This is a genomic window from Serratia sp. CY27727 (assembly GCF_052169275.1).
GTDB classification, from domain to species: Bacteria; Pseudomonadota; Gammaproteobacteria; order Enterobacterales; family Enterobacteriaceae; genus Serratia; species Serratia sarumanii.
Map to the genome: position 1 here is coordinate 559,075 of NZ_JBJNLB010000003.1, position 13,316 is coordinate 572,390.

Genomic DNA, 13,316 nt, shown 5'->3' on the forward strand with positions numbered 1-13,316 from the left:
GGCTTTCGCGAAGCATAAATGTAACAGGATATGATCATACGATAAAGTCAATCAGGTCCTGTTCTTGCTTGCAGAGACGACGCCATTCGACGATCGGCATTCGCACCACCACGCCAATGCTGCCGTCTTCTTCGTTCCACTCTTTTTCAATCGCCTGAAGCTGGTAAAAACGGCTGCGAAGACGGCCTGCCCGTGGCGGTAAGCGCAATTCGTAATGCGCGATCTCCCCCGATAAGCGCTCCGTCAACGCCTGATACAGCAACGGAATACCCTCTCCGCTGGCGGCGGACAGCCACACCCGGATCGGCAGGTTTTCGTCGTTGCGGTCGATACGCGGCACAAAATCGTCCAGCATATCTATTTTGTTCATCACTAACAGTGTAGGGATTTCATCCGAGTCTATCTCCGCCAGCACGGTGTTCACCGCTTCGATGTTCTCATCGACGCGCGGATCTGCGGCATCGATGACGTGCAGCAGCAGAGATGCCTGGCGCGTTTCCTGCAGCGTCGCCTTGAAGGCGGCCACCAGATCGTGCGGCAGGTGCCGGATAAAGCCTACGGTATCCGCCAACACGGTATCCCCCACGTCCGGCACGTCAATGCGCCGCAACGTAGGATCCAAGGTGGCAAATAGCTGGTCCGCCGCATACACCTCGGCAGACGTTATTCGGTTAAACAGGGTGGATTTGCCGGCGTTGGTGTAGCCCACCAGCGATACGGTCGGCACATCGGCGCGGGTCCGCGCGCGTCGGCCTTGTTCACGCTGCTTTTCTACCCGCTCCAGGCGGCGCAGAATCAAGCTGATGCGATCGCGCAACAGGCGACGGTCGGTCTCAAGCTGGGTTTCCCCCGGCCCGCGCAGGCCAATCCCCCCTTTTTGCCGCTCCAGGTGCGTCCAGCCGCGTACCAGACGCGTGGCGATGTGACGCAACTGCGCCAGCTCCACCTGCAGCTTACCTTCATGGGTGCGGGCACGCTGGGCGAAGATGTCTAAAATCAGCCCGGTGCGATCGATCACCCGGCATTCGCACAGGCGCTCGAGGTTTCTTTCCTGCGCCGGGGAAAGGGAATGATCAAACAGGACAACAGACGCGCCGCTGGCTTTCACCGCATCTGCAATTTCTTCGGCCTTTCCTTCGCCGACAAAGTACTTCGGATGCGGGGCTTTGCGGCTACCGGTCACCACTTGCAAAGCTTCGACACCGGCTGAGGAAACCAACGATTCGAACTCGTTGAGGTCTTCCGTATCTTTGTCTTGCGAGAAATAGATATGAACCAGTACGGCCTGCTCACCGGCTTCATAACGGTCAAACAAGCGTGCAACCTCTCAAACGGACACTCACCGTGAGTTTGGGGGACATAAACAGCCCGCGGCTGCTTATGCTCCCCGTCATGGTTGACTTGCAACGCGCTTTATTCAGCGTCATCGCTTTCCTGCTGCGGCTGTTGCTGCGCAGACGGATTGTTGCCATGGTGATAGTTGCTTGAACCGCCGCTCGGGTTGTTACTGTGATGCGAGACCGGGCGAGACGGGACAACGGTAGAGATAGCGTGCTTGTACACCATCTGGCTAACCGTGTTCTTCAACAGGATGACAAACTGGTCAAAAGACTCAATCTGGCCTTGCAGCTTAATACCATTCACCAAATAAATAGAAACCGGAACACGTTCACGACGCAATGCGTTCAGGAACGGATCTTGCAAAGATTGCCCCTTAGCCATTCTATCTTTTCCTTATTTGCTTGTTGTTTGTAACTAAGAACCTGTCGGCTCTAAAATAAACGACGTAAAAAATTTGCGCGCTGAATACTCAGCAATTGTACACAATCACCCAACCTATGCACTAACAACCTGTGTCACCGAGTCCAAAGCCTCTCCCGGCTTTTCACTGTCCAACCAATGGACCGACTCCCAACCCCGTAACCAGGTCATCTGGCGTTTAGCCAACTGACGTGTTGCGCAAATACCACGATAAACCATCTCATCGTAACTAATTTCACCAGACAAGTATGACCACATCTGGCGGTAACCGACACAGCGAATGGAGGGCAAGTCCGTATGCAAATCACCCCGTGCGAAAAGTGCACGCGCTTCCGTCTCAAAACCCGCCGCCAACATTTGATGGTACCGCAGCTCGATGCGTTGATGGATCAACTCACGGCTGGTCGGCGCTATCGCAAATTGGTGAACTTGATACGGCAACGATTCACCCGAAATTTTAGTCAGTTCCGTTAAAGTTTTACCCGAAATAAAAAAAACTTCCAGTGCTCTGGACAGTCTCTGCGGATCATTCGGATGAATTCTCAATGCCGCGACCGGATCGATCGCCTGCAACTGCCGATGCAACGCCTCCCAGCCCTGCTCCGCCGCTTGCCGTTCGATGCGCTCGCGCACCGCGGGATCGGCGGACGGCAGCGGCGACAATCCTTCCAGCAACGCCTTGAAATACAACATGGTGCCGCCGACCAGCAGCGGAATGCGCCCGGCGGCGGTGATGTCGGCCATCTCCTTCAGCGCGTCGGCGCGAAACTCCGCGGCCGAGTAGGCTTCGGCGGGATCGCGGATATCGATCAGCCGATGCGGCGCCTGCGCCAATTCTTCGGCGCTCGGCTTGGCGGTGCCGATATCCATGCCGCGGTAAATCAGCGCGGAATCGACGCTGATCAGTTCCACCGGCAGGCGTTCGCGCAGCGCGATCGCCAGCGCGGTCTTGCCCGAGGCGGTCGGCCCCATGATGAAAATAGCCGGGGGACGTGGTGTCATTTCAGTGTCAGTCATGCTTGAGGGCCGCCAGTGCGGCCTGTAAATCAACGGGTTGTAAAAGTCCGCTCGGTGGCGATTTGACCAGCTGCGGGCAAAGTCGTTCAACGTCGGTCAACAATTGTATCGCTTGCGAGGTGTTCCACTGTTCATGTTCGCTGCCAAGACGGCGAGCGAGCCAGGTGGCCAGCACCGCGGGCGACATCTCCTGATGTTCGGCCAGATAGCCTAACAGTTCGGGTATCAGTTTTTGTAAATTTTGTTGGCGTAATGGTAAAGGCACTGCGCGCAGCGTCACACGGCCATGATCCGTCTGTAGATCCAGCCCCATCGCCACGAGCAGCGCCTGATGCCGCGCAATGGCCGCCGCTTCGCGCTTCTCCAACGTCAGCTTAATCGGGATCAGCAGCGGCTGCGGCCGCAGCCCTTCCGCCGGCGGGTTGAGCTGCGCCTGGCGCAGCCAGCGTTCGGCTACCGCCAGATTGAGCAACGCCGGCTGCTGGCGCTGCTCAATCAGCGCGTAGCACGGCGGATGGATCATCAACACCCGGCCAAAACTGTGTTGGCCGCCCGCCAACGGCGTTTCCGCTGCGGCTTTCGCCGGCGGGAACAGCGGCGGCTTGCTCGAAACTGCCGGCGCGGCATCGGCCTGCGGCTCGGCGTCGGGCTGCATCAGTTTACCGTACAGCTCGCCTTCGCGTTTCTGGTAACCGCCCGCCGTTTGCCAACCCGGCTGCGGCGCCCGCTCACGGGCGGTGCCGGCCGGTGGCGGCGTTTCACGGCGCGGCGCAGGCTGAGAAAAATGGTTGCCGCCGGCGGCGACGCGGTTCTCCGGCTGCCAGACCGGCGCGGGCGCTTCGTCAGGCGTTTCCGCCAGCGGCAGCGGCGGCGTCTGACCGGCCTGCTGCAGCACGGTGGTTACCGCCTGGTAGATAAAATCGTGCACCAGCCGCGCCTGATGGAAACGCACTTCGTGCTTGGCGGGATGAACGTTGACGTCCACCTGGTGCGGATCGACCTCCAGATACAGCACGTAAGCGGGCTGCTGATCGTCCTTCAGCTGATCCTGATAGGCCTGACGAATAGCGTGATTGATCAAACGATCGCGCATCATGCGGCAGTTGACGTAGCAATACTGCATTTCACCCAGCTGGCGCGCCCCGGCCGGATCCGCCACCCAACCGCGGATGCTCAAATCGCCGTGCTGCCAGTCGATGTTCAGCGCATGCTGCAAAAACGCCGGACCACAGATGCTGCCCAAACGGCGTTCGTGCTGGCTCTCTTCTTTCGCCGCCCGGTATTGGCGGATCAGTTTGCCGTTGTGGCTGAGGTTGATCGCCACATCGAAACGCGCCAGCGCAATGCGCCGCACCACTTCATCGATATGGCCGAATTCGGTTTTTTCGGTGCGCATGAACTTGCGGCGCGCCGGCGTATTGTAAAACAGATCCAGCACTTCCAGCGTGCTCCCGACCGGGTGCGCGGCGGGTTTGACGGTCACCGCCTGCTCGCGCCCTTCGGCATAGGCTTGCCACGCCTCGCTTTGCTCGGCGGTGCGCGACGTCAGGGTCAAACGGGAAACCGAGCTGATACTGGCCAGCGCTTCGCCGCGGAAACCGAGGCTGACGATAGCCTCCAGATCGTCGAGCGTGCTGATTTTACTGGTGGCGTGCCGCGCCAGCGCCAACGCCAGATCGTCCTTGCCGATGCCGCAGCCGTTGTCGCGAATGCGGATCAGCTTGGCACCGCCGCGTTCAATATCGATATCGATGCGCGTTGCGCCGGCGTCCAGGCTGTTTTCCACCAGCTCCTTGACGACCGACGCGGGGCGTTCAACCACCTCTCCGGCGGCGATCTGGTTGGCAAGCTGCGGCGGTAACACCTGGATAGGCATGCTGGCTCCTGTAGCGATGGCGCTAGGCCTGCGGAATGGTCAGCGTCCGATCCAGCGGCGCGACGTCCGACTTCAGATTATTGACCCGTTTCAGATCGCCGACGCTGACCCCGTAGCGAGAAGCGATGGAGGAGAGCGTATCCCCGCGGGCCACTTTATGTTTAGACGTTTTCTTCGCCGGCGTTTTCGCCTTGGCGACGGTGGTGGTGACGGCGGCGGCTTTCCCCGCCGGCACCTTCAGGCGTTGCCCGACCCACACGCCGTCTTTTTTCAGTTTGTTCAGATCACGCAGCGCCGCCATGGTGGTGCCGTAGCTGTCGGCGATGCCGGACAGCGTTTCCGCCCGCTTCACCACGTGGATCCGGGTCTTGCCGCTTACGCTGCGGCTCGCGCCGGCCGAGCTGACGATAGGCTCAGGCTGGCGCACGTCTGGTGTTGAGGTGTTAACCGCCGCTGCGACGTCCAGCGGTCGGTTTTCCACCTTTGGGTCGGCTTGCAGCGGATGCGCCAGGAAGTAGCTGCGCAGGCCGTTATGAATGGCCCTGGCAATCTTCTCCTGATACGCGCTACTGCCCAGCAGCCGCTCCTCCGTGCTATTGCTGATAAATCCGGTTTCCACCAGCAGCGAGGGAATATCCGGCGAACGCAGCACGCCCAGGCTGGCGTGTTCCGGCCGGCGTTTATGCAACGATCCGACGCTCTGCAGTTGCTGCAGCACCTTCACCGCCACGTCGTATCCCACGCGCTGCGAGTGGCCGAACTGCAGATCCAGTACCGCCTGGCTCAGGTAAGGGTCAGCCTGGCTGTTGGCCAGCAGATCGCCGGCGCCGCCGAGCAGCTCGGACTGTTTCTCATGCTGTTCGAGCCAGCCGGCCATTTCGCTGTTGGCGCGGCGATTGGACAGCACCCAGACGGAGGCCCCGCTGGCGCTGCGGTTTGGCGCGGCGTCGGCGTGGATGGAGACCAGCACGTTGGCGCCCTGTTTACGCGCCACATCGGAGCGCCCCATCACCGAGATGAAATAGTCGCCGGTACGGGTCAGCACCGGTTTGAACTGCGGATCGGCGTCCAGCATCGCCTGCAGGCGGCGCGCGATGGCGATGGTGACATTCTTTTCTTTCAGCCCGCTCGGGCCAATGGCGCCCGGATCCTGGCCGCCGTGGCCGGCGTCGATCGCTACCACCACCCGATCGCCGGAACCGGCGGAAACGCGGCTGCTGCGCGGCGTGACCTCTGTGGCGGTGCCTGCGACCACGGTCTGTTTATTGGTAAAGGGATTCGATCCTGTCGGCGCTTTGCGCAGCGGCGGCTCCGGCGCTTCACGCACCGCGACCGGCGCCTGGCGCGGTGGCTGGCTGACCGTGACCGGCGCCTGACGCGGCGGTGGATTGACCGCAACCGGCGCAGGCGTTTGCACCGGCGCTTTACGCACCACGGTATTGGCGCCGCCTTCGGCCGTAATGGTGAACACCACGGTATGCACGCCGCCGTTCTGGCGGGTGGCGACGCGGGTTTTGGCGCGCTGGGTCAGATCAAACACCAGGCGCACGCTCTGCGCGTCTTTCGGCGCGCTGGAACGAATGCTTTTCACCAGGTTTTGCCCGCTGAAATTGAGCGGAAGACCGCCGACCTTGCCCTTCTGGTTAACGTCCAGCACCACGCGTTCCGGGCCGTGCAGCGGGAAAAACGCATAGTCCGGCGGGCCATTGAAGCTCACCGACACCGTCGCTTCGCGTTGGGCGTTGGACACTTTGATATCGGACAGCGAGGACGCCGCCAGCGCGTTCAGCGCGCCGAGCGGCCCCAGCACGGCGATCAGCATGATGACCGCAAATTTTTTCAACACGTGCGTCATTGCAGCATCATCCCTGTGATCCATGAATGCGGTCTAACAGCTGGCTGCCGTATGCGGAAATCGCCTCGATCTTCGCCTCTCGCCCCTCGCCCTGAAAGCTAAGATGCAGCGCCAGATCCGGCTCCGGCAGCACGCCGGTGCCCTGCTGCGGCCATTCGACCAGGCAGATGGCGTCTTGCGCGAAGTAATCGCGAATGCCCATGAATTCAAGCTCTTCCGGATCGGCCAGGCGATACAGATCGAAGTGATACACCGCCAGCGGCTGCAAGGCATAGGGTTCCACCAGCGTGTAGGTCGGGCTTTTAACGTTGCCCTGATGCCCTAACGCCTGCAGGAAACCACGGCTGAAGGTGGTTTTACCGGCGCCCAGGTCGCCGTAGAGATAGATGACGCTGGCGCGATCGCAGGCCTGGGCCAAAGTGGTGCCCAAAGCGACAGTCGCTGCCTCGTCCGGCAGAGGTAAAACGAGTTCTTTCATTCGATAAAGTCTATTTTGCCCACTCAGGGTTAACGAAATGAAGGATGTCCGGCAGTAAATCGGTCGCCAACATGCCTCTTGTTCCTTGTCTTTCCGCTACGCGATCGCCGGCCGCGCCGTGTACGACGCAGCCCGCACAGGCGGCATCATACAGCGAGAACTTTTGCGCCAGCAAACCGCCGATGATGCCCGACAGCACATCGCCCATGCCGCCGGAGGCCATGCCAGCGTTGCCGACATCGGCGATCGCCATCTGCCCCTGCTCATCGGCGATCAGCGTACCTGCGCCTTTCAGCACCGCCACGCCACCGTAGCGCGCCGTCAGCTTGCGCACGGCAAGTAAGCGATCACTCTCGATGTCGGCAGTGCTGCAGCTCAACAGCCGAGCAGCCTCTCCAGGATGCGGAGTCATCACGCGATTCTGCCGTTTCTCGGGATTTAATGCCAGCAAGTTCAGCGCATCGGCGTCCCACAAGGCCGGTTTATCGCTGATTTGCAGCACGTTCAAGGCGTTTTTGCCCCACTCAGCCTGGCCCAGACCCGGGCCAATCACCAGCACATCCGCCCATTGCATCGCCTGCCGCAGCGTCGCCTCGTCCAGCGCCTGCGCCATCAGCTCCGGCCGAGCCGCCAACAGCGGCGCGACATGCTCCATGTGAGTAAGCACTCGCACCAATCCAGCCCCACTACGCAGCGCCGCTTCCGCCGCCATGCGAATGGCGCCGCCGAACCCGCGATCGCCGCCCACCAACAGCAGGCGGCCATGCTCGCCCTTATGGGCGCAGGGACGGCGCGGATGCAGCCAACGCGGCAACACCTCGGCGGTAAGCCGCTGAATCTGCTCCGGTTGCTTCGCCAACCAACCCGATAAGCCTAGCGCATTCTGATGAAGTTGCCCGACCCAGTCGCGCGCCTGGCCGGTCAGCAACCCCGGCTTGAGGCCGATGAACGTGACGGTGTGCGCGGCACGCACGACCGCGCCCGGCGCCGCGCCGCTCTCCGCCAGCAGGCCGGACGGAATATCGAGCGCCACCACCGGTGCCGAATGGCGGTTGGCGGCCTCGATCAGCGCGTCGTAGGGCGCACGCGGCGCGCTGCCCAGGCCGGTGCCTAACAGGCCGTCGATAATGAGAGAAACAGACGTCGGCCAGCGGCTGTTCGCCGGCAGAATGTCGCCGCCTGCGGCTTGCCAGGCCTCGCGGGCCGCTGCGGCTTCCGGTGGCAAAGGCCGTGCGCCGTCGCAGGCGATCAGCGTCACCTGCACGCCCGCCGCCTTCGCCAGGCGCGCCACCACATAGCCGTCGCCGCCGTTGTTGCCGTGGCCGCACAGCACCAGCCAGTGGTCGCGGGAGGGGTACGCGTTGCGCGCCAGCGCGTAGGCCGCCTGACCGGCGCGCTGCATCAAATCGTAAAGAGAAATACCGAGCGAGGCCGCCGCTGCGGGTTCCGAGCGACGGATCCAATCCGCAGGCCAGACAGAGTGTGGTAAACTGTCAGCGTATGCTTTTTCACTGTGGCCCGTCATGACGCACCCCCTCGATCTCCATCAACTCGCCCAACATATCAAGCAATGGGGGCAATCGCTAGGATTCCAGCAGGTTGGCATCTGCGATACCGATTTGAGCCTTGAAGAGCCGAAGCTGCAGGCCTGGCTCGACAAACAGTACCACGGCGAAATGGAATGGATGGCGCGCCACGGCATGCTGCGCGCACGCCCTCACGAACTGTTGCCGGGCACGCTGCGAGTGATCAGCGTACGCATGAACTACCTGCCGGCCAAGGCGGCGTTTGCCAGCACCTTGCAAAATCCGCAGCTGGGCTACGTCAGCCGCTATGCGCTGGGGCGCGACTATCACAAGCTGTTGCGCCAGCGCCTGAAAAAGTTGGGCGATCAGATCCAGGCCTACTGCGGCGAGTTGAATTTCCGCCCCTTTGTCGATTCTGCGCCGGTGATGGAACGCGCGCTGGCCGCCAAGGCGGGCATTGGCTGGGTTGGTAAACACTCACTAATTCTCAACCGTGAAGCCGGGTCGTGGTTTTTCCTCGGCGAATTGCTGATCGATCTGCCGCTGCCGGTAGACCAGCCGCAGGAAGAGCAGTGCGGCCGCTGCGTCGCCTGCATCACCACCTGCCCGACCGGCGCCATCGTCGCCCCCTATACCGTCGACGCCCGGCGCTGCATCTCCTACCTGACCATCGAGCTGGAAGGCGCGATCCCGGAGGAGTTCCGCCCACTGCTCGGCAACCGCATCTACGGCTGCGACGACTGCCAGCAGATCTGCCCGTGGAACCGCTTTTCGCAGCTTACCGACGAAGACGATTTCAGCCCGCGCGCCGCGCTGCATGCGCCGCAGTTGATCGATCTGTTCAACTGGACGGAGGAAAAATTCCTGCGCATCACCGAAGGCTCGGCGATACGCCGCATCGGCCATCTGCGCTGGCTGCGCAATATCGCCGTGGCGCTGGGCAATGCGCCCTACGAGGACGGCATCGTGCTCGCACTGCGCACCCGTTTGGGCCAGAACGCCATGCTGGACGAACATATCCACTGGGCGCTGGCGCAACAGCTCGCCCGCCGCGAAGCGCAGGGCATCGAGGTGCAAACGGCGCAGAAAAAACGGCTGATACGGGCTGTGGAAAAAGGTTTGCCAAGGGATGCCTGACGGCGTGCGCCATTCGGACGTAGCGCCGGAAGACTCACTCTGTGGATTTGTGCATAAAAATAAAAACACGTTGTCTTTCAACTGCAACAAAAAGAGCAAGTGATCGGCATAACGTTTTGGGATAAATAAATAAACCTATAAATCAAATAGATAAATATTTAATTTGTATGACGTTGATTTTTCAGGCAGGCGAGTTTATGTGCAGAGGCTGTGGATAACTCTGTTCACAACATTTTTACCAGGCGTGTAAAACGGGACAAAAACCCGCGCCGGATAAGGCGTTGGATTTGAGTTTGAAACGAAGAGAAAATTGGAGCGGGAAACGAGACTCGAACTCGCGACCCCGACCTTGGCAAGGTCGTGCTCTACCAACTGAGCTATTCCCGCATTGAGATGCTTTTGGCATCCGGCCACCAAACACTGGCGTGACCTTTGAATTTTTGGAGCGGGAAACGAGGCTCGAACTCGCGACCTCAACCTTGGCAAGGTTGCGCTCTACCAACTGAGCTATTCCCGCGTCGCATAGGTACTGCTTGATACTGCTTTATTTATTCATCATGCCGCATCGCGACATTGTTGAATTTGGAGCGGGAAACGAGACTCGAACTCGCGACCCCGACCTTGGCAAGGTCGTGCTCTACCAACTGAGCTATTCCCGCCCGGCGTATCGATGGTGGAACGTTACGAAATTCTTCATCGGTACGGGGTGCGCATTATACGAGAAATCCTTTTTGCCGCAAGCCCCTGAAAGCAAAAAAACGCGATTTTTGTTTGATTGCCGATTAAAGCGCCAGATTGGCGAATTAAGCGGCTAAAACCGGCGTTTTTTCCCCGCAGAGGCCCTCGCACCTTAGAGCTGGATGAAATGTTCGCGGTAATACGCCAGTTCGGCCACCGATTCACGAATGTCGTCCAGCGCCTGATGGGTGCCCTGCTTTTTAAAGCCGGCGAGAATTTCCGGCTTCCAGCGGCGCGCCAGCTCCTTCAGCGTGCTGACGTCCAGGTAGCGGTAATGGAAGTAGGCCTCCAGCTCCGGCATATAGCGGAACAGGAAACGGCGATCCTGGCCCACGCTGTTGCCGCAGATCGGCGATTTGCCGGCTGGCACCCACTGCTGCAGGAAGGCTATCGTTTCCAGCTCGGCGGCGCGATCGTCCTGGCAGCTGGCTTTCACCCTCTCCACCAGCCCGCTGCCGGTGTGGGTGCGCACGTTCCACTCGTCCATCAGCGCCAGCTGTTCGTCGGACTGATGCACGGCGATCACCGGCCCTTCCGCCAGGATGTTCAGGTTGGCGTCGGTGACCAGCGTGGCGATCTCGATAATGCGGTCACGCTCGGGATCCAGCCCGGTCATCTCCAAATCGATCCAAATCAGGTTATTTTCGTTTCCTGTCATGATGTTTCCTGCCTAAAAGCCGAGAGAAAAACGCTGTGCGGACGAGACGGCGGGCGCCGCCGGTGGCGACGCGCCGCAGCCGACGGCTAACAACGGTTATTTAATATAAAATAGCGTGTATCATAGTCTTTTTGGTCGCCCTGGGCGACATATACCCCCGACGGGTTCAAGGCTGCGGCCGGGGAAGACCCCCAACCGCCGCCGTACGTGTAAAGGTATAAAATCGAGTCAAGTGAGGCGCAGTGAGTAAGAACAAACTGTCCAAAGGTCAGCAACGCCGCGTGCAGGCGAACCATCAGCGCCGTCTGAAGCGCGCTGATAACAAACCGGAACCGGATGATTCCCAACTGGGCGAGCCGCAGGAAGGCGTCGTCATCAGCCGTTTCGGCATGCACGCCGACGTTGAGGCGCCGGATGGCACTCAGCACCGCTGCAATATCCGCCGCACGCTGCGTTCGCTGGTCACCGGCGATCGCGTGGTGTGGCGCCCCGGCCTGGGCGCCCATGAAGGGGTGAAAGGCATCGTGGAAGCGGTGCACGAACGCACCTCGGTGCTGACGCGCCCGGACTTCTACGACGGCGTGAAGCCGATCGCCGCCAATATCAATCAGATTGTCATCGTGTCGGCGATCCTGCCCGAGCTGTCGCTGAACATCATCGACCGCTATCTGGTGGCCTGCGAAACGCTCGAAGTCGAGCCGCTGATCGTGCTCAACAAAATCGACCTGCTGGACGCCGAAGCGCGCAAGCTGGTCGACGGCATGATGGATATCTATCGCAAGATTGGCTACCGGGTGCTGGAAGTCTCCAGCCAGACGCGGGAAGGCATGGCGGAGTTCGAACAGGCGCTGGCCGGGCGCATCAGCATCTTCGCCGGCCAGTCCGGCGTCGGCAAATCCAGCCTGCTGAATGCGCTGCTGCCGCCGTCCGAAGAGCAAATTCTGGTAAATCAGGTTTCCGACGTATCGGGCCTCGGGCAACATACCACCACCGCCGCGCGGCTGTACCATTTCCAGCACGGCGGCGACGTGATCGACTCCCCGGGGGTGCGCGAGTTTGGCCTGTGGCACCTGGATCCGGAACAAATCACCCGCGGCTTTGTCGAATTCCGTGATTATTTAGGCGGTTGCAAATTCCGCGACTGCCGCCACGATACCGATCCCGGCTGCGCCATCCGCGCGGCGATGGAGAAAGGCGATATCGCGGAAGAGCGTTTCGACAACTATCACCGCATTCTGGAAAGCATGGCGCAGGTGAAGGTTCGCAAGAACTTCACGGACGCCGCAGACTGACACTGACGGGCGGGCATTGACGACGGCGAGGCCCTCGTTACAATGCGCGCCCTTTACCCTGATTCACGAGGTTAACGTGCTGGATAGCATCAAGATTAAATTGCAATATTGGCTACCGAAGCTGGCGCTGACCCGCCTGGCGGGCTGGGGCGCCGACAAACGGGCCGGCTGGCTGACCCAACTGGTGATCAAGGCCTTCGCCCGCTTCTACCGCGTGGACATGCAGGAAGCGCAAAATCCGGACCTGGCGTCTTACGCCACCTTCAACGACTTCTTCGTGCGCCCGCTGCGCGATGGCGCACGCCCAATCATCGCCGACGCCAACTGGCTGGCGCTGCCCGCCGATGGCGCCATCAGCCAGCTCGGCCCGATCCGCGACGATCAAATCTTCCAGGCCAAAGGCCATCACTACAGCCTGGAAGCGCTGCTGGCCGGCAACTACCTGCTGGCCGAACCGTTCCGCAACGGCCTGTTCGCCACGACCTATCTGGCGCCGCGCGATTACCACCGCGTGCACATGCCATGCTCCGGCGTGCTGCGCGAAATGATCTATGTGCCGGGCGATCTGTTCTCGGTCAACCCGCTCACCGCCGCCAACGTGCCTAACCTGTTCGCGCGCAACGAGCGCGTGATCTGCGTGTTCGACACCGACATCGGGCCGATGGTGCAAATTCTGGTCGGCGCCACCATTGTCGGCAGCATCGAAACCGTTTGGGCCGGCACCGTCACGCCGCCGCGCGAAGGCATCATCAAACGCTGGACCTACCCGGCCGCCGGTGAAGAGGGCGCCATCGCGCTGGAAAAAGGCGCCGAGATGGGCCGCTTCAAGCTTGGCTCCACGGTGATCAATCTGTTTACCGCAGGCAGCGTGCAGCTCGCGCCGCAGTTGCAAAACGGCACCGTCACCCGCATGGGTGAGGCGTTCGCCGAAATCCCGGCCGCCGCTGAAACACCACAGACCCCGCTCTAAAGGAATCG

11 protein-coding genes and 3 tRNA genes are annotated in these 13,316 nt (G+C 60.9%); 3 read left to right on the forward strand and 11 right to left on the reverse strand.

All coding sequences use genetic code 11. The annotated features are described in order from the left end of the window. Positions 1-34: 34 nt before the first annotated feature. The 7 genes from hflX to nnr all read right to left on the reverse strand — a co-directional run bounded on the left by hflX (position 35) and on the right by nnr (position 8,512). Complete coding sequence (gene hflX / locus ACJ8HB_RS12290; protein ID WP_004933675.1) at positions 35-1,315, reverse strand: ribosome rescue GTPase HflX; 1,281 nt, start codon at positions 1,313-1,315, stop codon at positions 35-37. Between the two features lie 98 nt (positions 1,316-1,413). Continuing rightward, positions 1,414-1,722: an RNA chaperone Hfq gene (gene hfq / locus ACJ8HB_RS12295; RefSeq protein ID WP_004933678.1), complete on the reverse strand. Its 309-nt coding sequence runs from the start codon at positions 1,720-1,722 to the stop codon at positions 1,414-1,416. A gap of 114 nt (positions 1,723-1,836) precedes the next feature. Further along, positions 1,837-2,778 carry a tRNA (adenosine(37)-N6)-dimethylallyltransferase MiaA gene (miaA, locus tag ACJ8HB_RS12300; RefSeq protein WP_004933679.1) on the reverse strand — a complete coding sequence of 314 codons (942 nt, stop codon included), beginning with the start codon at positions 2,776-2,778 and terminating at the stop codon, positions 1,837-1,839. Beyond that, positions 2,771-4,654: a DNA mismatch repair endonuclease MutL gene (gene mutL, locus ACJ8HB_RS12305; protein WP_047569649.1), complete on the reverse strand. Its 1,884-nt coding sequence runs from the start codon at positions 4,652-4,654 to the stop codon at positions 2,771-2,773. Before mutL ends, miaA begins: the two co-directional genes overlap by 8 nt. A 22-nt stretch (positions 4,655-4,676) precedes the next feature. Then, complete coding sequence (amiB, locus tag ACJ8HB_RS12310; protein WP_033648705.1) at positions 4,677-6,509, reverse strand: N-acetylmuramoyl-L-alanine amidase AmiB; 1,833 nt, start codon at positions 6,507-6,509, stop codon at positions 4,677-4,679. A 7-nt stretch (positions 6,510-6,516) separates the two neighbouring features. After that, positions 6,517-6,987, reverse strand: coding sequence for a tRNA (adenosine(37)-N6)-threonylcarbamoyltransferase complex ATPase subunit type 1 TsaE (gene tsaE / locus ACJ8HB_RS12315; protein ID WP_047569652.1), 471 nt, complete (start codon positions 6,985-6,987; stop codon positions 6,517-6,519). A 10-nt stretch (positions 6,988-6,997) separates the two neighbouring features. Beyond that, entirely contained in the window at positions 6,998-8,512 is a 1,515-nt protein-coding gene (gene nnr / locus ACJ8HB_RS12320; protein ID WP_047569653.1) for a bifunctional ADP-dependent NAD(P)H-hydrate dehydratase/NAD(P)H-hydrate epimerase, read from the reverse strand. On the opposite strand from nnr, the gene queG reads away from it, so the two are divergent. Further along, entirely contained in the window at positions 8,511-9,650 is a 1,140-nt protein-coding gene (gene queG, locus ACJ8HB_RS12325) for a tRNA epoxyqueuosine(34) reductase QueG (protein ID WP_047569655.1), read from the forward strand. The two genes, nnr and queG, sit on opposite strands and share 2 nt — an antisense overlap. A 311-nt stretch (positions 9,651-9,961) precedes the next feature. Here queG and ACJ8HB_RS12330 read toward each other — a convergent pair. The 4 genes from ACJ8HB_RS12330 to orn form a co-directional block, all read right to left on the reverse strand. After that, positions 9,962-10,037, reverse strand: a tRNA-Gly gene (locus ACJ8HB_RS12330). Between the two features lie 54 nt (positions 10,038-10,091). Further along, a tRNA-Gly gene (locus ACJ8HB_RS12335) sits at positions 10,092-10,167 on the reverse strand. 66 nt (positions 10,168-10,233) lie between these two features. Continuing rightward, a tRNA-Gly gene (locus tag ACJ8HB_RS12340) sits at positions 10,234-10,309 on the reverse strand. 191 nt (positions 10,310-10,500) lie between these two features. After that, complete coding sequence (gene orn, locus ACJ8HB_RS12345) at positions 10,501-11,046, reverse strand: oligoribonuclease (protein ID WP_047569657.1); 546 nt, start codon at positions 11,044-11,046, stop codon at positions 10,501-10,503. 242 nt (positions 11,047-11,288) lie between these two features. Here orn and rsgA point away from each other — a divergent pair, with 242 nt between their 5' ends. Both rsgA and asd read left to right on the forward strand, forming a co-directional pair. Beyond that, positions 11,289-12,338 carry a small ribosomal subunit biogenesis GTPase RsgA gene (rsgA, locus tag ACJ8HB_RS12350; protein ID WP_047569659.1) on the forward strand — a complete coding sequence of 350 codons (1,050 nt, stop codon included), beginning with the start codon at positions 11,289-11,291 and terminating at the stop codon, positions 12,336-12,338. A gap of 76 nt (positions 12,339-12,414) precedes the next feature. After that, complete coding sequence (gene asd, locus ACJ8HB_RS12355; protein WP_047569661.1) at positions 12,415-13,308, forward strand: archaetidylserine decarboxylase; 894 nt, start codon at positions 12,415-12,417, stop codon at positions 13,306-13,308. The last annotated feature ends 8 nt before the right edge of the window (positions 13,309-13,316 follow it).

Coding starts and splice junctions, on each gene's coding strand:
- amiB (WP_033648705.1), bottom strand. CDS start 6,509: ATGACGCACGTGTTGAAAAAATTTGCGGTCATCATGCTGATCGCCGTG.
- nnr (WP_047569653.1), bottom strand. CDS start 8,512: ATGACGGGCCACAGTGAAAAAGCATACGCTGACAGTTTACCACACTCT.
- orn (WP_047569657.1), bottom strand. CDS start 11,046: ATGACAGGAAACGAAAATAACCTGATTTGGATCGATTTGGAGATGACC.
- mutL (WP_047569649.1), bottom strand. CDS start 4,654: ATGCCTATCCAGGTGTTACCGCCGCAGCTTGCCAACCAGATCGCCGCC.
- miaA (WP_004933679.1), bottom strand. CDS start 2,778: ATGACTGACACTGAAATGACACCACGTCCCCCGGCTATTTTCATCATG.
- tsaE (WP_047569652.1), bottom strand. CDS start 6,987: ATGAAAGAACTCGTTTTACCTCTGCCGGACGAGGCAGCGACTGTCGCT.
- hfq (WP_004933678.1), bottom strand. CDS start 1,722: ATGGCTAAGGGGCAATCTTTGCAAGATCCGTTCCTGAACGCATTGCGT.
- queG (WP_047569655.1), top strand. CDS start 8,511: ATGACGCACCCCCTCGATCTCCATCAACTCGCCCAACATATCAAGCAA.